10 protein-coding genes are annotated in these 21270 nt (G+C 46.7%); 3 read left to right on the forward strand and 7 right to left on the reverse strand.

Annotation, left to right across the window (positions count from 1 at the left end):
• Window positions 1–219: 219 nt before the first annotated feature.
• Window positions 220–591 carry a hypothetical protein gene (locus KUA48_RS07620; protein WP_068856624.1) on the reverse strand — a complete coding sequence of 124 codons (372 nt, stop codon included), beginning with the start codon at window positions 589–591 and terminating at the stop codon, window positions 220–222.
• Entirely contained in the window at window positions 588–1811 is a 1224-nt protein-coding gene (locus KUA48_RS07625; RefSeq protein ID WP_117727908.1) for a site-specific integrase, read from the reverse strand. Before KUA48_RS07625 ends, KUA48_RS07620 begins: the two co-directional genes overlap by 4 nt.
• Before the next feature lie 366 nt (window positions 1812–2177).
• Here KUA48_RS07625 and KUA48_RS07630 point away from each other — a divergent pair, with 366 nt between their 5' ends.
• From KUA48_RS07630 to KUA48_RS07640, 3 genes are all read left to right on the forward strand, one after another.
• A complete protein-coding gene (locus tag KUA48_RS07630; RefSeq protein WP_144021577.1) occupies window positions 2178–2588 on the forward strand; it encodes a hypothetical protein in 411 nt (136 codons plus the stop codon).
• Complete coding sequence (tnpB, locus tag KUA48_RS07635; RefSeq protein ID WP_117588063.1) at window positions 2576–2923, forward strand: IS66 family insertion sequence element accessory protein TnpB; 348 nt, start codon at window positions 2576–2578, stop codon at window positions 2921–2923. The genes KUA48_RS07630 and tnpB overlap by 13 nt, the downstream gene beginning before the upstream one ends.
• 100 nt (window positions 2924–3023) lie before the next feature.
• The gene (locus tag KUA48_RS07640) at window positions 3024–4613 is read left to right on the forward strand and encodes an IS66 family transposase (RefSeq protein WP_218433111.1); all 1590 of its coding nucleotides are present in this window, start codon (window positions 3024–3026) and stop codon (window positions 4611–4613) included.
• A gap of 285 nt (window positions 4614–4898) precedes the next feature.
• Here KUA48_RS07640 and KUA48_RS07645 read toward each other — a convergent pair whose 3' ends face one another.
• The 5 genes from KUA48_RS07645 to KUA48_RS07665 form a co-directional block, all read right to left on the reverse strand.
• The gene (locus tag KUA48_RS07645; protein ID WP_218433112.1) at window positions 4899–8888 is read right to left on the reverse strand and encodes a malectin domain-containing carbohydrate-binding protein; all 3990 of its coding nucleotides are present in this window, start codon (window positions 8886–8888) and stop codon (window positions 4899–4901) included.
• A gap of 185 nt (window positions 8889–9073) precedes the next feature.
• Window positions 9074–10879 (reverse strand): RagB/SusD family nutrient uptake outer membrane protein, encoded by a 1806-nt coding sequence (locus KUA48_RS07650; RefSeq protein WP_218433113.1) that lies wholly within the window; start codon window positions 10877–10879, stop codon window positions 9074–9076.
• A 13-nt stretch (window positions 10880–10892) separates the two neighbouring features.
• Window positions 10893–13913 (reverse strand): TonB-dependent receptor, encoded by a 3021-nt coding sequence (locus KUA48_RS07655; RefSeq protein ID WP_334649318.1) that lies wholly within the window; start codon window positions 13911–13913, stop codon window positions 10893–10895.
• A 507-nt stretch (window positions 13914–14420) separates the two neighbouring features.
• On the reverse strand, window positions 14421–17108 hold the full coding sequence (locus KUA48_RS07660; protein ID WP_256624462.1) for a glycoside hydrolase family 20 zincin-like fold domain-containing protein: 2688 nt from the start codon (window positions 17106–17108) through the stop codon (window positions 14421–14423).
• A gap of 160 nt (window positions 17109–17268) precedes the next feature.
• Window positions 17269–21255 carry a family 78 glycoside hydrolase catalytic domain gene (locus tag KUA48_RS07665; RefSeq protein WP_218433115.1) on the reverse strand — a complete coding sequence of 1329 codons (3987 nt, stop codon included), beginning with the start codon at window positions 21253–21255 and terminating at the stop codon, window positions 17269–17271.
• Window positions 21256–21270 lie beyond the last annotated feature (15 nt).

A 21270-nucleotide genomic window follows, 5' to 3' on the forward strand; every position in this document is an offset into this window, starting at 1 on the left:
AAAATCCCGAAGAGAGGTTTCCTTGCGAACCTTTCCTCGGGATGAACAAAAATGTATTCCTGCATGTCATACGTTTTATATGTCATACGATAAGCATGTAAAACGTTTGACATCGGCAGCTCTGCATTCTTCACAGAAATGCTTGATACGACAGTGAATCAGTAAGCCAACAAGTCAATACGACAGTGAATAATCGAAGCGTCAAAAATGCGACCATTCTTAGCTGAAGACATTTGTCCCTCCGTAGATTTGCAGGACAATGGCTGTTTTCTCTTTTGCTCCGTACAACCTCTTGAAGATAGCATCACGAAGTTGCGCTGCACCATTGGAGGTTAGACGGAAGCAAATGGCAACAACCATAGGGAATCCATACAGCGTTTGCCAAACATCTTTGGAAAGTTTTTGCCTCTTTTGGACTTCCGACATCAACAACATACCTTCTTTATATATGGCTCTTATCACGGCTTTGAGCTTCGGGGTTGTGACATAAAGCATATCTACCAACTCATTTTCACTCATCCACAAGTCCTCTAGGTTGGACGGAATGGAAAGCCTTCCATTTCCGTCCACGGTGATTACAGTCCTTTTCATGCCATCCCTCCCATTGCAGGCAAATGCCCCTTGATTCGACTTTCAAAGACAGATATGTCATGGTCAAGCTTGGTGCTTGTCACCTTGGCATATATCTGTGTCGTGGTGATATTCGTGTGACCAAGAATCTTGCTCACGCTCTCTATCGGCATTCCGTACTCCAAGGCTAAAACAGCCCAACTATGACGTGAGACATGAAACGAGACACGCTTCTTGATGCCACACATTGCAGCAACTTTCTTTATGCGCTTGTTGATGCTGTCAAGGTTGCCGATATTGAACAAGTGACTTCCTTTTCTGAAAGCCTTGTATCTCCCAATAATCTGCATGGGAATGTCCATCAACTTGATTTGGAACGGAACACCTGTCTTCTGACGCTTGGAAACAATCCAAGGAGCACCGTTTATCATGCTGATGTTATCTTCCGTCAAGTTTTTGATGTCGATGAAAGATATACCTGTCCAACAGCCAAAGATAAAAAGGTCTCTCGCAAATGCCATGTTCGGGTCTTCCAACTTTATCTCTGTCATGGCGGTAAGCTCGTCCAATGTCAAGAACTCACGTTCCTTGTGGTCTGGGTCAACGTGGTACATGGCAAATGGATTTCTCGGTATCTTGCCGTTGTAGTGAGCTGCCGTTACAATATGCTTCAGTGGTATGGAGTAAATCCAAATGGAGGACTGCGCAAGTCCGACGACATTCTTCAGATACAGGCAATAGTCACGGATGAATTCCTCAGTAAGCTCGTTCATGGACATATCGCTGCGCTTGTACTGATACTTGATGAAATCGGCAACATACTTTCTTACCGTCAGATACTTGCGGTAGGTGTTCTTGGCTCTATCCTTGCCCACACGCTTGGCAAAAGCTGCGTTCTCCTTGTCAAAGGCTCTGAGCAATGTCTCGTATTCCGTGCCTATGCCTTGGTAGGCGTTTCTCACCATTTCAGCGGTAACGAACGCCTCACGGTCGGAAAGTCGTTGGTAATGCTTGGTGATTTGAGCCTTGATGTTGTCAAGCGCAAAGTTCACCTCCTTGGCTTCCTTACTCTTGCCTGTGGCTCTGTTGCCCTTGGCATCCCAAATAGCCTTGGTAACGCTCTGCTTGCAACTGAACTGTGCGATAGTTCCGTTGATTGTCACTCGTCCCATGATAGGGACAATTCCGTTTCTCTCCTTGCTTCCATTTACATAGAAGACTGTCTTGAAAGTGCATCTCATAATTCTTACTTTTTTGTTCGGTGCAAAATTAAACTATGAGAGTTGCATGGCAAAGCCAAAACCTACGCAGAATGGGGAAATATGAACCGCTACCGTTAAAAATGCTTATTAGGGCGTTTCCATTGGGTAATGATTTGAAAGCGTTTCTACTTCTCTAATCTGCTTTTTCCTCATTTCCTTGTCACTGACAACTAAAGCCAAAGACTGCCACAACCACTTGAAACTCAAAACAAATGCTCTATTTTGCTATTTTTTGCCTTTTTAGGCGTTCTTTTCAGATAAAAAGTAAGCGGCTCTGCGTTTATACCTTGCCCTTTATCGTAAAAGTTCTTACCTTTGCACCATAATTTTAAAAGCAACGCAATTATGAGAGCAACAGAACGTTATGAGAGGGCATGGAATGCCTTCCAGATTCATTTGAATCATAATCCAAAAGCCAGTTTGATTCCTTTTTTAAAGGAACGGCATGTAAACCATCGCTCGATGCATAGATGGATGTCAGAGAAAGGTTATTCTGTTAGGTTAGCCAAACAACAGATTCGTCTGCTTCAGGCCGAAGCCCGTAAGGAATGTTCCGAAGCAACAGCCAAGGACACTGGGATGATGTTCCTTCCCATGGAAATGCCATCCGATTCCGTCTGCCCGGAAAATTATCTTTTCGGCATAACCTTAACCTTTCCCAATGGAACGATAGTCACCATCAAGAAAGGTAGTGCCAAATCAGTCATGCATCTGATGAAACTTTACGAGAAGGAGGACTTGCTATGTTTGGATTAAACGAAAACACCCAGTATTACGTCTGCCAGCGATATGTCCGAATGAACATGGGCATAAATGGCCTGTACCAGATTGTGAGGACGGAGATGGAGCTGCCGCCACTCGGTGGTGCCGTCTTCATCTTCTTCTCAAAGAATCGCCAGCAGGTAAAAATGCTAAAATGGGATGGCGACGGTTTCTTGCTGTATCAGAAGCGACTGGAGCGAGGAACCTTTGAATTACCATTCTTTGATCCCCAAAGCAAACAATGCAAAATGCCGTACAAGACGCTATCTGCCATCATGAGCGGAATTTGCCTGAAAAGTATGAGATATAGGAAACGGCTTAATCTATAGGCGCATAAGATTATATTTAATGAACTGTGTATCAACAAGATAGAAAAATAAATATCTAAAAATCCTTGCATATCTCGATATTTTTTCGTACCTTTGCACTATGAAAAAGGACGAAATTATAGTACTTTTAAAGAAACAGCTTCAGCTTGCAAACGAACAGCTTCAGCAAGCTAATGCTACGGTGAGTTCGCTGACTGCACAGGTCAGCGAACTCATTGAACGTATAAAGTCATTAGAAGAACTACTCGTCCAGAAAGGAATCGCCATTGACAAAGTGAATCGTCAGAACAAGGCACTCGGCAAGCTCGTTTCAGGCAAGAAGTCCGAACGTCAGGAAAAGAATCCACAAGCCTCGATGACCCAGGAGGAATTTGACAAGAAGAAAACAGAGCAGGCCGAAAAGAGAAAGGAACGCAAAAACAATGGTGCCAAGCGTGACATACATTGCGAGATGGAAGAGGTGCATGTTACGATAGATCCAGTCATGGATGCAGAGTTTTTGAAGACGTTGCGTCTCTTCGGAACTCGTACCTGTGTGCGTTACAGCATGGAACCCATCAAATTCATCAAGACCGTGTATCACATCAACACTTATACTGATGGGAGTATCCTGTATCCGGGAAAAACTCCGCCGGCTCTGTTGTTGAATTCTTCCTATTCACCTTCCTTTGCTGCAGGTCTCCTGCAGATGCGATACATCTATTCCATGCCGGTGGAGCGAATCATCAAATACTTTGCCGTCAGTGGGTTTACGTTAAGGAAGGCCACGGCAAACAAGCTGATTGCCAGAAGTGTCGATGTTCTGGGAAACTTTTACAAGGCTATCTGTCAAATAGTGCTGCAGCAGGATTATGTTACGGCAGACGAGACTTATCATAAAGTACTGTTAGCCAAGATAAAGCCTACGGACAAGGGTTCGAAGAAAGGCTACCTCTGGGCTGTAAGTGCGCCTAAACTGGGACTTGTCTTCTTTGTATATGAGGATGGATCACGTTCAGAGCAGGTTATACTTAACGTATTCTCTGATTATAAAGGTACAATACAGAGTGATGCATATGCTCCTTACCGGAAACTGGAGTCGGATGCTTATCCTGACATTATGAGAATCGCCTGCCTACAGCATGTCAAGAGAGATTTCATCGACTGCGGCAAGGAAGACAAGGATGCTCAGGAAGTCGTAGATATCCTCAACAGATTTTATCGAGAAGACAAAAAACATAAGGTTGGGGTAAATGGATGGACCGTTGAAGACCATCTAGCCTATCGGCAGTCATATGCACCGGACATTTTACAGGATTTATTGGAGAAACTGGAGGAAATATCTTCCAGGAAGGATTTGCTGCCCAAGTCTACCTTGGCGCAGGCGGTCGGTTATGCCCTTAATGAATATAATGCCATTTGTGACATCTTCAAAAGAGGTGATACGGCTCTCGATAACAACTATATTGAGAGAATCCAGAGGTACATATCACTATCAAGAAGAAACTCAATGTTCTTTGGCTCGCACGAAGGAGCAGGACGTGCGGCTATCCTATATTCCATCGCCATCTCATGCAGACCGAATGGCATTAATCTGTTTGAATACATATGCGACGTAATAGAAAAGACTGCAGAATGGCAACCAAATACTCCATGGGAAAAATATAGAGACTTACTTCCTGACCGATGGAAAAAGCAGCAACAGCATTAATTTAATCAGCTGTTACTGCTTTTTTTGAATTATGCAAGGTATAAACGCGGAGCCGCTTACTATTTTATGATACTTCTATGATACTTTTTTGTAAAGATATCAGGAAGTCTCATTTTCGCATATCGTTATATACCAACGTCTTACAAAGATATTTCCACCAAATAATGAGACTTTGAGACTTTTTTCTCAAAAAACTTATTGCGCAAGAAAAAAATCTGCGCCATCTGCGTCATCTGCGTGAGATTCTTAAGTCACGCAGATTTCGCAAATGGCGCAGATTTCCTTTTATTGCACTTCCAGATAATCAAACGAAACGTTCGGAAGACCGGAGAGGATTATCTGATAGGTACCGGCATTGATCTGAGAATCGGTAGTGGTACCGATGGTCTTGAACTTGTTCGGCGTTTTAGGGAAGGTCATGTCTCTATCCAGCAGGACGATGCCCTTGCTGTCCACTATCTTCAACCTGCCTACCTGCTGCTCACCGGTGGTGTTCTTATAGCGGAAACGCAACATGTATTCGCGGGCCACACCGGGATTGATGGTCCAGGTTGAGGTCTTGCTCTTATAGCGCACAGCCGGGAACACTTCGTTGTCCTGAGGCAACAGTTCCTTCGGATATTTCTCTACCACATCCTTATCCAGGTCAGCCCAGTAAGTCTTGCTCATTCCGCTCGCAGGCTTGCTGCCCTTGAAGGCGGTATTCCACTTCTCAGCATCTCCTATCTCTCCCTTGGCAGCAATGGCGATGGCAGAGATGATAGCCTCTCCCACCTTAACTTCCGGGAAAGAAATGGTCAGCAGACCGCCCTTTACCTTGACATCTACCATCTTCTTGCAAGCTCCCGCAAAGCCAGCCTCAGCCCAAAGGTCGAGGTCATCTACTACCACGGAATCGTTGATAGCTACATCAAAGATGCGCTCGCCTTCACAATCGATACCGGTGCCCTCATGCTTGCCCAGCCAAGGCTCGGCAAAATAGAGTTCTACGCGATATTCTCCATCCGGAACAGCAAACTGATAATTCAGCGCATGACGGCCCCAACGGAAATACTGGAAGAGCTTTGCATCAGGAGCCGTAGCATGCTGAGAGGCTGCAGACGATGATTTCAAACCATGAATGCGGGAAGTGATATGTCCCTGACTCGCCGTAAACGGATTCATGCCGAAACGCTCTGCCCAGGAATGAGAATAGACGCTGTCGTCCTGCTCCCACTCGCTGCCATAACTGTCTGTAACGGCATCACCGCCGCAGTTCACTCTATACAGATAGGTATAACCCTCGGCTGGTTTCAGAAGATCTCTGTTGCGGTCGGCAGCTGTAGGCGTAAGCGTATCAGGCTGCACCTTCGTATAATGATTGCGATACCAGTAGAAGCCTTCGGTAGGCTGTTCCCAAGGCGTGAGAAGTCCCTTGTAATTGAACGGTCCCACCTTGTCGATGCGTCGGTAAGCCTCATCTGGCTGCACTCTGCCTGGGTTCTCATGCGATACGAAGAGCCACTGGAAATGGCCGCAGACGCTGTCCTTGGCGCTTTCTGCCAGCATCGCCTTCTTGCTGAGAAGAGATACAAAGGCATCTTCGGTATAGGCTTTTGACAGGGCCTTCGCATCACCGGCATGCAGTTTCTCTGCATCGGAACTGCGGAAACCGAGCGTGCGCCAGGCACCATATTCACCATTCAGCAACTGGTTAGGCTGTTTCAATTCCTGATCATATTTATCGGCTGTTCCGCCGTAGGTTCCGCTCCAGTTCTGAATCACATTCCAGTCGCTTCCCTCTCCTCCATTACAGGTGGTGATGGCGCGCATGGTCTGGGCGGTAGGGTCCATCTCCCGGATAATGGCAGCACACTCCTCGGTGAAATCCTTCGGCATCACACTCTCGTTCTGAATGCCCCAGAGAATGACGCTAGGCGAATTGCGGCGCTCCTTAATCCAGCGGCGCAGCAGACGCTTGAAGTTCTTGCGGAAGGCGGATGTATCATACCAGACATGTGCCGAGAACTGACTCCAGAACAGCATGCCCTGCTCATCCAGCAACTGCTGGTAATAGAGATTATGTGGCTGATGAGCCTCACGGAAGGCATTGAAACCTGCCTGGCGCATCATCTTGACACGGGAAGCTATCTGCTCGTGAGAGAAGGCATGACTCTGACCGAAGAGATGCTCGTAATCGCAGGTTCCGTTGATGAAAACCGGACTGCCGTTGAGATAGAATCTGCCGTCTTTCTTATCCATCTGGGCTGAATCGCCACGGAGCGCAGCCTGTTTCTGTCGGAGTACCGGCCAGGAGATGGAGCGGATGCCGAAAGGGGTAGCCACATCATCGATGGTCTTGCCCTCTCGTTTGATGATGCTGGAAAGGGTATAGAGATAAGGATCCGTGATGCCCCACAGATGGGCATCGCTGACCTTTGCCTGATGACGGACCACCTGGGTCTCGCCTGCCTTCAGGGTAATCTTTCCGGCCTGGCGGAAAGCGGTCTTGCCGCTGCTCAGCGCCAGTTTACTGATTACCTCGATGGTCTGCTCATGGTCGGAATAGTTCTTCACCTCAGTATCTACGAAGACGCTGTCGCATGCTTCGTTGTTCCAGACGTGTACTCCAAAAGGCTCTACCCTCACCTCATCGGTTTCGATGAGCGATACCGGACGGAAGATACCGAAAGGCTGACTGCCCTCCGAGAAGCCCCACTCTGACGAACAGCCACCACAAGGCCAAGGATTATTGGTCTGCATGGCAGGATGTTCTACCTTGATATTCAATGTATTATCGCCCTCACGGAGCGCATCCGAGATATCGAGCATAAAGCTGGTTCTGCCTACCAATTCCTTCGGATAACTCTTGCGGTTCACCTTGACCGTAGCAAAGGTTCCCACACCTTCCAACTGCAGGAAATAGCGTTTTCCGGTCTGTTTATGAACGGAGAAATGCTTCTCGTAGGTGGCGGTACCATGCAGGTTGCCGTGCTTCAGCTGGCGGTAACCGTAATAATCGTCCAGATTGTTGGGCACATTCACCCGGAAGGTTCCCATCTTCTTCGTGATACTATCTTCCGAAGTCTTGCCGAAGCTTACCTGCCAGTCCTGATTCAGACTCATAATCTGTCGCTTTCCCTTCTTTTCTAGTGTCGGGAAAGAAACCTGCGAACGCCCCATCGGCACGCTGGTAGCCACGGCAATGCCTCGCTGTCCGGCATGGTTCACGGCACAATAGAAATGGTAAACCACACCCTGATGCTTCAGCACATAACTCTTATGGGCGAACATATCATCATAAGGTTTGGAAGGATAAATCAGGTCGGCTCCCTCCCAGTCCTGCCAGTTCACCAGGTCCCGGCTCACGGCAAAGGTATTGTAGGCATTGTATTTTCTCTTCGGATTAAAGGCAGAGAAATAGAACATGACATAATAATGCGGGAACTTCACGATCTGTGCATCTCCCGTAATGATGCCCGGAGCCTCATGAAAGAAGACCGGATTGCCTGTCTTCCGCTTGGCTGTGCGGAGAGGCAGACGGCGCCAGGAAGTCATGTTGCTGGAGAGGGCGATACCGATGCGTTCTGCCTTCAACTGGTTGGCAGGGTTGATGCCAGCGGCATTATAGAACATGACGAAAGGTTTGCCCAGCGTCTTGTTCCTATCCCAGTAGACGGTACTTTTATAATGGGTGAGTTTCTCCCACCACTGTGCACTCTTGTCGTTGATAGAGAGAACAGGCGCAGGGGATGTTTCCCAAGGATGAGCCTGGGTGATATCGCCTTTGGTAGAAGCCATACCCATATTGAGAGGCTTGCGGACGGACTCATAGCCCGTACCTTCTCCACCGAAATAGCTCATCCAGTGGCGACCTTTGTATTTTGCCATCTCATAGGATCCGTTCCAGGTCCAGTCTATCAGCGCCGGATATCCTGCACGCTGGTTCATATCCCATCCCTTGTCGGCATAGCAGAGCAGGCGGCCCAGGGTTTTCCATTGCAGCAGGTCATCGCTGGTAGCGAGCCATGTTTCATACCCTCTTCCATCCGTTCCGTCCTTGCCGTTGTATACCACATAGGTCATAAACCACCTGTTTCCTTCGCGATACACCATCGGACAGTCTATCTTGTGGTAGTTGTCCTCAGGTGCAACCACCATACCATATTTATAAGGTGTCTTTACCTCGTCGTATATCTTCTGCATCACGTTCTGGCTGATTTTCTGTGCAAAAGCGGTGATGCTGCCAAAGACAAGAAGAGATAAGAGTACCAGTCTTTTTCTTTCGATCTTCATATTTTTATTTTAGTACATATTAATTTTAAATCTTACAAATACAAAGACGTTTGGAGATAGTTTTTGTAACTAATTACATAAAGTTTATGCTATTTAGAATTATTAACCATAAAAAGTAGGAGATAAACACCTATTATTAGCATTCACCTCCTACTCGAGTATATATTAGTTAAATCTAAAAAAAATTAATAACCAGGATTCTGGTATTCAGCGCCATTATTAATACCATTTGTAAAGGTTGTTGAAATTGGACGAAGAGCATACTCTGGTTTGAAATACCTAGCCAAGTCTGGATGTGTAGCCTGTAGATATGAATTGTCCTTGAACATTCCTGTGCGCTTCAAATCATAGAAGCGGCAGTATTCACCACATAACTCACGACCACGTTCATCCAATACTGTACGAACAGAAGCAGAACCAGTGAGAAGGGTAGCCCCTGCACGTTGGCGAACCTTATTAATATAGCCCATAGCGTTAGCCCCGCCATTTAGATAGATATCAGCCTCTGCTGCAATGAGGTAAATCTCAGCCATGCGTATAATGAATGTAGCATTCAAATTTCCATTACGTTTTTTGCTGGCATTAGCAACATAATAGTTGCTGCTATTATGCTTGTTAAGAGATGGATAGAAGTAGCGGAACATGTTTTCACCTGCGCCACGCTCGGTTATCACATTCTTATTTGCATCATCATATACATCCTTATAATCTACTATTAAGTAGTTGGCTGTAACTTTCTTACTTACTTCCGTTGCATAATCTGCATCCTGAGGCATCACGATTTTGATGGCCAAGTCGCCTGTATTGAGCTTCTTGCCAACAATGGCATCTTCCTTACCAAAGTTGTTCTTTGAACTTTCGTCCCACTCATAATTCCTATTTGCGTTCCACTGAGTAGTGAAAGACTTGTGGAAACGTGGGTCTAGTGTTCCATCCTGCTGTACATATAGATTGAGCAAATACTGAGTTGGCATGAAGATACCTGCCTGACTGCCTTCCCATGTTAGACGGCTAGTCTGATTGTCTTCACGAGCACCAAACTTATTGATATTACAGAGGAACTTCTCATCGTTACGATTCAATTTGAAGTTACCATTACTAGAACCATGTCCATCGCTGCCAGCATACCAGCGATGCTTCCATAGAGCCTCCTTGTTTTCTTTATTATTTTTCTCAGCAAAAACCTCCTCATACGTAGGATACATGTAAGCACCATATGTAGAGCCACCCGACTCACAGTCAGTTATCAGCTTTTTAGCTGCATCAAGCGCCTCAGGTATATACTCATCCGTAGCATACTCTTTGGTCTGCAGACAAACTTTTGCCAACATTCCAAGTGCAGCTTTTTTGGTAGGCTGTGTAGTAGTTGCGTCATTGCCTTTATCCAGCCATTCCACAGCAAACTCCAAGTCAGGAATGATAATTTCCTTATAAATCGTTAGAGGTTCTGTACGGGTAGGAGCAAAATTCATAGAGCTAGCCGGTTCTGTAATCATGGTAACCCCACCAAACTGCTCTACAGCATTGAAATAATAGATAGCACGCAAGAATCTAGCTTCTGCAACTTTGACATTTCTTTCAGCCTCAGTTTTAAAAGGGGCTTTATTTGCCAAACTGATAGCCATATTGCAACTGCCAATACCATCATAGAGAGAGTTCCAGATACCATTTGTATAGGTGGTGTTAGGTGCTGCACCTGCGAAGAACCAAAAATACTGAGTATAGGAAGTATTCTGATTTCCTTGGTAAGTCCAGAGGTCTGTATCACCTTCTGTCAATTCCATGAAACCATCCGTACCATACAAGAAACGTTCCATACCAAAATAGCACTGATTAAGCAAAGTCTGGTATGACTCAACCGAGTTCGCTGCCATGTTCTCCATGGTAAAACCACCAGGGTTTTCTTCTTCCAAAGAGCACGAAGCTAAAGACATCGCACCAGCAGCGAGGGCTGCAGAGAACAATATATTCTTAAAATTCATCTTTTTCATTTTTCTTAATTGTTTAGAATGTGATATTTATACCAAAAACAAACTGCTTGTAAGTTGGGAAAGTATCCGAGCCACCCATTTCAGGATCTGTACCTTTCAACTTACTGTCCATAGCAAAAATCCAAGGATTATAGGCAGTAAAATAGAAACGGCACTTCTCCATAAGTGCATGCTTAGAGATGCTCTTTGGAAGTGTATAACCCAATGTGATGTTCTTTATCTTGATGAAAGAACCATCATATACATTGATGGCTGTATTGCCAATCGTTTGGTCATCACCACTACCAGGGCGTGGATAATAAGCACCTTGGTTTTCTTCTGTCCAATAGTCTATACCTGAAATTTGATTTGTATCAATTCCAGACTTTGCTGTATATGAACCGAGCATTTTGCTATAGATAGTCTGACCGAAGCGTCCCATTGCATAGATAGTCAAGTCGAAGTCCTTATAGACGAAAGTATTGTTAAGACCAATAATCCAGTTAGGATTCTCATGTCCCAATACCTGACGGTCATCCTGGCTGTACTTATGCACACCTCCGTCACCATTGCCATTTTCGTCAAATTTCTCAATCGTCTCAACCTTTACCCATCCAGGTTTCACGCCATACTTATCAAGTTCTTCCTGTGAAGCATCAGTACCCCAGATACCAGCATACTTGTAATCGTATATAGCATGAATAGGTTTACCCACGAAAAGATTCTCTGAAATCAAGTCACCATTAGGTAAGCTCTCGATCTTTTCCTTGCTCCAAGTTCCTGTCAATGTGGTATTCCATTTAAAGTCCTTGGTAACGATATTACGGCTGTTGATGGTGAACTCCACACCCTTGTTGCTAGTCTTGGCAATATTTTCCCAGCTAGCCAAAGGAGAGCCCCAACCTGTGCTGCCACTTGTTATAGGCATAGTACGCTTGAAGAGCAAACCACGTGTTTTAGTGGTGAAGAAATCCAAACTGCCATCAAGACGTCCTTTGAGTACAGCCATATCTATACCGAAGTTCCAATTATAAGATTTTTCCCATCCCAAAGAAGGACTACCATAGGTACCGGTATATTGAGTGAACGGCACTATGTTGCCATTTATAGTGATGCCGGCAGAAGTGTATTTATAGGCATTTGTTTGTGTTGAATAAGCACCTACGCCACCTGAATTACCTGTAATACCTGCACCCACTCTGAGTTTCAAGTTGTCAAGCCACTTTTCTGAGCTTTTCATGAAACTTTCATCTGACACGCGCCAAGCTAATGCTCCTGCAGGGAATGAATCCCATTTCTTGCCTGGAGAGAAGAATGACACACCGTCCCAGCGATTTGAGAAAGTGAAGAGGTACTTACCTTTATAGGAATAATTAAATCGCAAGGCGTATGACATTTTTTGGGTGGTTGTCAGTCCTGACTCTACACGTTGGCTATTAGCTGCCAACAAACGCCAATACTTCCATATGTCCAAATCCTGGCCACTACCATCTGCATTGGTATATTCATTAGAATTCTTCTGCCAAGAAGTAACGCCTGTAACACCAATGTTATGGTCATTAGCAATGCTGAAGTTGTATGAAAGAATATTCTCCCATGTATAACTATAACTGTCTGAGTTCTGTATCTGTGCGTGTGGCGAACCTGCATATGTAGGTCTGTTGGCATGACACAAATTGCCCCAATAAGTACCTTGGCGGCCATGACCTAACGAACCGTTAAGTTGAGTACGGTAAGACAAACCCTTGAAAGGAGTAATCTCTGCATAACCAATTGCATTGATATAAGTATAACGGTTATTATTGTCATACTGATTCTTGATATAATCGCCCATAGGAGAGTATTGGTTATTGATATACTCAGAGTTATACTCACCAAATTCATCAAAGACATCACCAAGAGGAAAAGCCCTCAATGCTCCTGTGAATGTCTTGTTGTCGCCGCGGTTACGGATGCTATAGTTGAGATTGGTCGACACACCAGCCTTAAACCAGTCAAATACCTTTTGATCGATGTTCAAACGTACAGAATATTTGTTGAGCTTCTCATTAGACAGTAATCCCTGGTCACGGTTATACACCAATGAAGCGTAAACATTTGTCTTGTCAGTTCCACCCTGGATGGAAAGTGAATATTTTTGAGTAGTAGCTTTATTATCCATAGCCTGATCTACCCAGTCTATCCATTTTCCTGCATTATAAGCATCTACATAATCCTGGTTACCACCGAAGAGGTCTGAAACGCTCGCTGGAGCTACGCCATTTTTATATTTATACGCCTCTGTATAATAATTAACCCATTCATCACCAGTCATGCCACTCTTGTACTCAGGAGAACCACTCCAACCATAGTAAGCGTCAAAATTAACCCTTGTCTTAGAACTCTTCGCTCCACGCTTGGTTGTTATAATGATGACACCATTGGCACCTGCTGAACCATAGATAGCGGTAGATGAAGCATCCTTCAATACATCGATGCTCTCTATATCGTTAGGGCTTATGTCATCATAGCTTCCAGGCAGTCCGTCGATAATAAACAAAGGACTGTTATCGCCATAGATAGAACGAGAACCGCGAAGCAAAATATTTACTCCGCCACCAACCTGACCACTGGATTTTGTAATATCAAGACCTGCGATTTTACCTTGCAAAGCCTCCATTACGTTGGAAGTAGGAGCCGCTACAACATCTTCATTCTTTACGGATACTACAGAACCTGTCAAGTCACGTTTTTTCTGTGTACCGTAACCTACAACAACCAACTCCTCAAGACCTATAGCATCAGGCTCCATCTTGATTCCCATATTTTGCTTGGCAGAAATAGTAAAAGTTTTATAACCTGTGTAACTGATTTCCAAGACTGTACCAACAGGTACATTTACAGAAAACTTGCCATCCAGGTCAGTAATGGCACCGACACCACTACCTTTCTTTTTGATGGTTACACCAATCATCGGCTCGCCAAGCTCATCAACAATAGTACCATTGATGGAGTTTGACTGCTGCACTACAGAAAGAGGTGTTTGAATTCCTCCTTGAATTTTACTTGCCATCATAGTTGTTGGAGTCAACAGGATAGTCGAAACCAACATTACCTTAGAGGTAATTCCTGAGATAGCGTCAGGATTTTTCAATTTCTTCATAATTGAGTCTTTTAGGTTTGTTTTTATATTTTAATCTAACTTCATAAATAGTCTGTTCCCAATCATCTGTGCCGTGATGTTAGTATACTACAAACAAATAAGATTATCATAAAGACGAAAAGAATCCAAATATTGTAATCACCTTCATTGAGATTTCTATACGTTATATACACATGTTTCTTGCTCTATTGCCCAGTGTTTCAAGATGATCGCATAGCGTGCTAAAGTTGTTTGATCAACTAATGAACACTAACTATTCGCCAGAGTTAATTAACGCCAAGGGCAGAATATAACTGCCCAAGGTTATCGTTTGATTTAAATAGAACCCACTTTTTCGAGTGGACTCACCTAATAAAAAAAAGGATAGAGCATAACACATGATTTGTGCTATACTCTATCCTTCCAATTATATCATTCTATTTAGTAGAACAGCCAATCAATCGCCTTATCGGCACCTGAGAGGCCGGCATCGCGAGCGGTAATCTTATCGCCCGTAGCACCGAGCACTAGCAGGAAGCCTTTTGGCAGGAGCAGGGTGTGCTTGCCGGCAGCAAACTCGTACTTGTGGATGTTCACCTGTGGCATGCCGTCGATGCGGATGGCGCTGGTGAGCTGTGGCTCTGCCTGACCGTAATCGTTGGCTGTGGCATCGGTCTCCAACTTCGGAGCCTTGGCATATTTCATCTGGTCATCACGGAAATAACCTATCAAGAGCTGCACAGGCTTCTTGGTGGTAAAGATGAGCGAGGTAGATGCGCCACGCTGCTTGCTGCTGTTCATCACGTAAGCATTCATACCTGCCAACTCAGGAGCAAAATCGGTTACTACACTATCCAAATCGTTGAAGAGCTTGGCACCCTTGGCTATTTTCACAGTCTTGAAATTAGCCTCGCCATTGATATTCTCCATCTGGAAAGCACCCGTCTGTTGGGTTGCATCCTTCAAAGGCTTGATATCCTCTGCCTTCATCTTGTAGGTACCCGCAGCCTGAGCCTTGAGCATGGCGATATTCTTCTTCAGATTCGCCAACTCCTGCTCATATTTTGGTAAGAGTTCGCTCCAATGCTTCATGTTGCCGCCATCACCTCCGATAGGGATGCGGCGCTGGGCGGTCTGCATCGAATTGGCATAGAGATAGGTATCCTTGGTGAGATCCACCAGCTGACGGTAATATTCCAGACTCTTTTCGAGTAGCGGAACGGCAGCATCCAATTCCTTGATATCCTTACTCCACTTATAGTTGAGCACGTGCTGAGCTGCCTTCACCTTCCAGCCGAAAGCGTAGGCAAAAGCACGGTAGCAATACATATCGTTCTGAAGACGGCGGAACTCATCCTGATTGCCGGTTACACGACTCGCTACGGCATCGATGGCAGCCACAGCCTTGTCGCCGTGAGCCTCGGTCTGAGCTACGATATCGAGTGGCAACTCACCCACATGAGGCTGATGCTTCCACTCCTTCTCTACATATTCGATGAGTTTCTCGCCCTCAGGACCGCAACTCTCATAGAAACCAGGATAGATGGTGTACTTATATGGATTCACTAGCTGACTCATGAACATACCCAGGAGCAGCGTCTGGCGGTTGCCCTCGGTAATACCGAAACGGCGGAGGAGCTTAGGCGCAATCTCACCGCTCTCATCGTATGCCTTGCGAATGCTGTCGGCAACAGCGGCATCAGTAGCATAGTAATCGGCAAGCACCTTATCCCAGTAATTACCCTCGGCAGCTACATCGCGACGGCAGTTCCAGGCATATCTTCCCCATGTCTTGTACCACATCCAGTCGCGGTCTAACTGCTTCTCGCGCTTTCCGCCAGGCAATTTATCTGCCGTATAAGGCCAATCCCAGTAACTGGCCTGCGGATAGAGATGCAGGGCATTGGCATGATGAACATCGTGCATCGCCGTTACCGCCTTCTGAACGAACGAAGGAGATGACCAGCGGAATGGTTCGAGATTGGCAAGGATATGCACGTTGCTTATATGGGTAGAACCCAGGGCTGCCAAATCAGTATGAATCTTGGTCCAAGGACCACGAGGCTGATAGGTGGTAAGCGACTCTCCATTATACTTATGCATCGTATAGAGGTTCTTGTAGAGCGGCAGCGCTGCCTCCATCACCATCTTGCAGTCGGTATCGTGGGCACGGAGCAGGACTGGCGGTTCGTCGGTTCTTCCCAAAGCCTTCAGTCCGTCCTTGACACCCGGGATGATGGTCTTGGTCATCCATTCCACATCATCCTCGTAGGTATTCATCGCCTCACCGAGACAGACGAGCAAGCCTACATTGGGATATTTCTCGATGAAGGCAGCTACCGACTTGCGGGTATAATCGCTGATGAGCGGAGTGATAGGACGGTGACGGTCCTGTGTCTTCAAACCATAATGATCAGCAAAAGGCTTGGAGAGGATGATGTTGTAGAACATCTGAATGACGAAGATGCCACGGCGGTCAGCCTCCCTGGTCAGGAACGAGAACATCTCTTCGTTCTTCTTGAAGGTAGCCTCATCCACCTCAAGGGCGAAAGGATAATCCTTCAGTTTGACGAGCGAAGCAAAAGGGTGACCATTCCAGAGATAGAGCGAATTCATCTTGTTGTCTACGAGCATATCGAGATACTGAATCCACTGTTCCTTGTCATAAAACCAAGGGAAATTCTCAGGGGTATAAGGGTATTCGTAAACCTGATGGCCCGGTAGATAAACGGTTTTCTGCAAACCTACACAAGCACCACGGAGCACCATTTCAGGCGCATCCTCCTGCATCAGCGGCACATTGAGAGAACCATGCTGAGCCACGTATTCAGCAATTTCGTTACAGCCGTAGATGACACCCGAGCCATCATTTCCCTGCAACTGGATTTTCTTTCCCTTGCGGGTCCATGAGAAACCTTCCTTCTTCAGTCCGGCAGTATCCTTGGCTTGCGAGAGCGAAATGCGATATTCGCCCTTCTTGCCGTTCACCACAGTAGGGAAGCCCAAACGGTTGAGCTTCTTCTGCAAGTATTCAGCAGCATACTGTTCCCGATTAGAAGCCGTCTTTTCGGTCAGGATATTCACTTTCTGGGCAAAGGATACAGATGGAATCAGCACGAGGGCTGCCATCACAAAAATATTTTGTACTTTTATCATTGTCTTAGTCTTTGTTTTATAGATAAAGACGCAGTTTCCTTCTTTTTGTAATCAATGAAGGAACTTTCGCTTGGGGAATTTAAAACAATAAAAGGATAGAGTATGATATCTATCCTTTTTATTTACTATTTTCTTATTTTATCTTTTTCAAATCCACTTCCTTATACGCCACTCTCTGGCGACGCCAGGTGTAGATGCAATGCAACTTGCCATCCTTTCCCTCGATGATGCCTGGATAGGAATACTGGTTGATAGGACTGTCCTCCAGGGTGAGGAGATGGCGCCAATGGGTGCCGTCATCGCTGATGGCAAGACTCAATGGCGTGCGAGATCCCTTCTTGGTTCCCGGCAACGTCTCGAAATTGTTGTAGATGAGCACGTGTCTGCCATCCTTCAGGGTAACAGCATCCGTACCGCTCTGGTTGTTCTCGATATCGAGCAGGGTAACCGGAGTCCAGGTATCACCACCGTCGCTACTAAAACTGGTGGCAAGTTTGGCATTATGAGTACGCATCAGAACCTGCAATCTGCCATCCTTCAACTTCAGGATAGATGGCTGGATGCTGTAGATTAATCTCGCCTTTTCTCCCTCCTTGTAGATAGGATGCTCCATATCTACCGTAGCCGAATCTACATCATCGGTACGAGGCTTCAGTTCGGCATCTACCGGACCCACATACTTCCACTTATTGGTCTTCAAATCGAGGATCTCCACATGGAATCGCCAACCATTCTTCTCGGTACTGGAACCGCAGATGAGTCTGCCGTTCACCATTTCCGGCTTGTTCTTGATAGGACCGAGGAAACCGTCTGGCAATGCCTCCGGATCACTCCAAGTCTTACCGCCATCCTTCGACTTCACAAGACAGCCCGTCCAGTCGCCAACGGTAGATCCCACCTTATAGAACAGCCATATTTCGCCATCCGGCATGGTATAGAGCACAGGGTTCCAGCAAGACTTGCGCTTCAGATTGGCAGGCAACTTGATATTGGCTGACTTAGAGCGGAAATCATATTTGTAGCCAGCAGGCACACCGAAACGGCGCAATCTGTCCTTGATAGGTCCCTTATCAGCCGGAGTCGTCTTCTCATCGATGCCCGAAAGACCCGCCTTCTTAGCCTCAGGAGTACCCAGGCGATAAACACCATCGGCAGCCAGGATAGGCTTCTCCCAAGCCTTGGCACCCTTCGGTTTCCGACTTACCCAGATGCAGACATCCGGATTGCGCTCGAAGGTACCGCCGAAGTAAGCAGCCACCAGGTCACCATTCTTCAACTGGATGATGGTAGAGGCATGAGCCGATGGGAATCCGCTGTAATCATAGAGGAATTCATCCTTCAGGATGGCAGCATCGCGGGTAGGGATTTCTACCGAATAATGATAATCGCCACTACCCACCGTTTCAACCTTGCCATCAGGCAGATAGACATCGGCTGTGGTGTTGCAAGGCACGGTGATATCCCAATCCACATGCTGCAAAGTCTTCTTCCACTGGCTCTTCACTACTCCGTATGGAGTCTCGTAATCTGCTTTTACCGATTCGCAGTTCTGAATACTGAAGGCTGGCTTCAACACGATGTGCTTGTAAGCCACGCTGGCATCAGCCTCAGCCACCTGCTGCACGTTGACACCCTTCTGCTGGATACCTCCCAGATACTGATAGCACCAGGTAAGCAAGTCACCCAGAAGCATCACATGATTGCCCGAATTCATCTTCGGATCAGCCTTGTCGCCATTCCAGAGTTCCCAGATGGTAGTAGCTCCGTTCTCAGCCATATAACCCCAAGACGGATAGGTGCGCTGGGTAGCCAGGAGATAAGCCACATCAGGGAAACCGTTGTCGCTCAAACCGCGAAGGAGCCAGGAGATGCCGATGACACCGCAGTTGACATGTTCCTTGGCATCGATGCAGATGCCCTTCACTACCTGCTTGATGAGTTCGCTGCGCAACTCCAGAGGAGCGATGCCGAAGGAGAGCGCCAGGAGATTGGCGGTAGAGGTATTGTTGCCATAATAGATGCTGTCTGGATAAAGCACATGACCCGGACGTCGGGAAGTTCCTGCCTTGTTGGTGAGGAACTGCCTGTTGAAGGCTTCTATCATCCCGCTTCTGCGGTCAGCCCAAACCTTAGCTTCTTCCTTCAAGCCCTGCAGGTTTGCAAACTGCTCTGCCAGCTGCAAACAGCGGATTGTATAGGCGGTGGCTATCAGCTTGCCATCGGTCTTTCGCTTCGGATCCTGACTGTGAATCAGTTCCAGTTTCTCCGGTGGCACGCACCAGTCGCCGTATTTATCCTTGGTGATGATGCCGTTCTCATCCGTATATTCAGCCAGGATATGGTTGATCCATTTTCTGATGGATGGATAAGAATCGATGATAGGCTGCCTGTTGCCAAACTGATGGTAGAGCATATCACAGGTGAAAGGCAGAGCTGCCGGCCAGGTGACATCATCGGTATAATAATTCCAGAAAGCAGGAGCCACATCCGGGATGTTGCCATCCGAACGCTGGGCATCACAGATATCGTGCATCCACTTGCTGTAGAGTCGCTCGTTGTAAAAAACGAAACTCTCTCCCAGCGAACCCACCGTGCGGTCGCCCAACCAAGGCTGGCGCTCGTTGCGCTGCGGACAGTCTACCGGCATACCCTTGTAATTGCCGTAGATGCCCCACCATGCATTCTTCAACACCTTATTTAATATCGTATCAGAAGTCTCGATATGTCCGATGGTAGCCATCTCATCGCTCACGGTATAAGCGGTGAAATCCTCCTTGCGGGCATTCTTCATACCGGTGATGGCAGCATAGCGGAAACCATGATAGGAGAAGACCGGGCGCCAAGGCTTGCCGTTCTCCTTACCATTGCAGACATAGATATCCTCAGAGAGGGCATTGCGGAAGTTGTCGAGATACAGACTGCCGTCAGCCTGCAGTTTCTCGGCATATTTCACACGGATGGTATCACCCTGCCTGCCACGGACCTGGAAACCGATCCAGCCCGCCATGTTCTGTCCGAAATCTACGATGAGTGTATCGTGGCGATGCTTCAGACTTACCGGATGACCGAATTCCTTCTCAACCATTCCCGTCATCGGCTGCGCCATCAGCGTACCGTCAGGAATGGCACAGCGCTCGGCTTTCTGCCACTGGCTATCGTCGAAACCAGCCTGGGTCCAGCCTTTCAGCGCCTGTTCCCTGCGGGCATCATACTCCTCGCCATCATACTCGTTGTTGCTGCGGATAGGACCATCGAAGCTCAACTTCCATGTATTGTTGGTAGCCCAGGTTTCAGTCTTTCCGTTCTCATACTCCACCTTCACGTTGATGCGGCATTTCGGATAACCGAAAAAAGGCGTCTTGTATGCCTTCTCCTGTCGCATCGGAAACATTCTTCCGTTGCCCAGTTTGATGGCGATGGCATTCTTCTCAGTCAGGAGCGAAGTGACATCGAACGTATTGTAGTAAATAGTCTTGCGGTAATCGGTTGGTGCAGGCTGCAATGCCTGGCTGCCGCCCATACGCTGTCCGTTGACGTAGAACTCATAGACACCGAGTCCGGCAACATAAGCCAGCGCCCGCTTCACCTTACCTTTTGCCGCAAAGTCCTTGCGGATATAGCGTGCTGCTAGTCGGGTATGCATGCCTTTCTGTTCTCCAGGCTGCAGGTCTTCCAAGCCAATCCAGGTACCGCTCCATTTGGTTTCACCGAGCAGTCCGATGGTGAAGAGCTGCGGTTCGGTCCATTCCGATTTTCCTTTATTGGTAGTGATACGCACCTTCCAGTAAGCTTGAGCGCCACTCAGCAGCGCCTTGCCCTGATAAGGAATCCACAGCTGTTCATCGCTGTTGCGTTCACCGCTATCCCATAAATCCGCCTCGTTTCTATCCAGTTTTTCTCTGGAAGAAGCTACAAGAATCTGATAACTCGTCTGCACCACACCCTTCCTGTCAGAAGTAATCTGCCAGGAGAAGCGAGGGGTTGAAGTTCCGATTCCCAAAGGATTCACCCGGTTCTCCGTCCGCATCTTCACCACGTCAACATGACTGGCAGCGGAAAGCGGAAGTGCTGCCGACAGCGATGCCGTCAGCAACACACTCATCAATATATTATTCTTCATTTGAATTCTTCACTC

Origin of the sequence: Segatella copri (assembly GCF_019249795.2) — a bacterium.
GTDB lineage: Bacteria > Bacteroidota > Bacteroidia > Bacteroidales > Bacteroidaceae > Prevotella > Prevotella copri_B.

Bases quoted from the DNA above. Each gene is read 5' to 3' on its own strand.
- KUA48_RS07640 (WP_218433111.1), top strand. From the start codon at position 3,024: ATGAAAAAGGACGAAATTATAGTACTTTTAAAGAAACAGCTTCAGCTT.
- tnpB (WP_117588063.1), top strand. From the start codon at position 2,576: ATGTTTGGATTAAACGAAAACACCCAGTATTACGTCTGCCAGCGATAT.
- KUA48_RS07665 (WP_218433115.1), bottom strand. From the start codon at position 21,255: ATGAAGAATAATATATTGATGAGTGTGTTGCTGACGGCATCGCTGTCG.
- KUA48_RS07650 (WP_218433113.1), bottom strand. From the start codon at position 10,879: ATGAAAAAGATGAATTTTAAGAATATATTGTTCTCTGCAGCCCTCGCT.
- KUA48_RS07620 (WP_068856624.1), bottom strand. From the start codon at position 591: ATGAAAAGGACTGTAATCACCGTGGACGGAAATGGAAGGCTTTCCATT.
- KUA48_RS07625 (WP_117727908.1), bottom strand. From the start codon at position 1,811: ATGAGATGCACTTTCAAGACAGTCTTCTATGTAAATGGAAGCAAGGAG.
- KUA48_RS07660 (WP_256624462.1), bottom strand. From the start codon at position 17,108: ATGGCAGCCCTCGTGCTGATTCCATCTGTATCCTTTGCCCAGAAAGTG.
- KUA48_RS07655 (WP_334649318.1), bottom strand. From the start codon at position 13,913: ATGATGGCAAGTAAAATTCAAGGAGGAATTCAAACACCTCTTTCTGTA.
- KUA48_RS07645 (WP_218433112.1), bottom strand. From the start codon at position 8,888: ATGAAGATCGAAAGAAAAAGACTGGTACTCTTATCTCTTCTTGTCTTT.
- KUA48_RS07630 (WP_144021577.1), top strand. From the start codon at position 2,178: ATGAGAGCAACAGAACGTTATGAGAGGGCATGGAATGCCTTCCAGATT.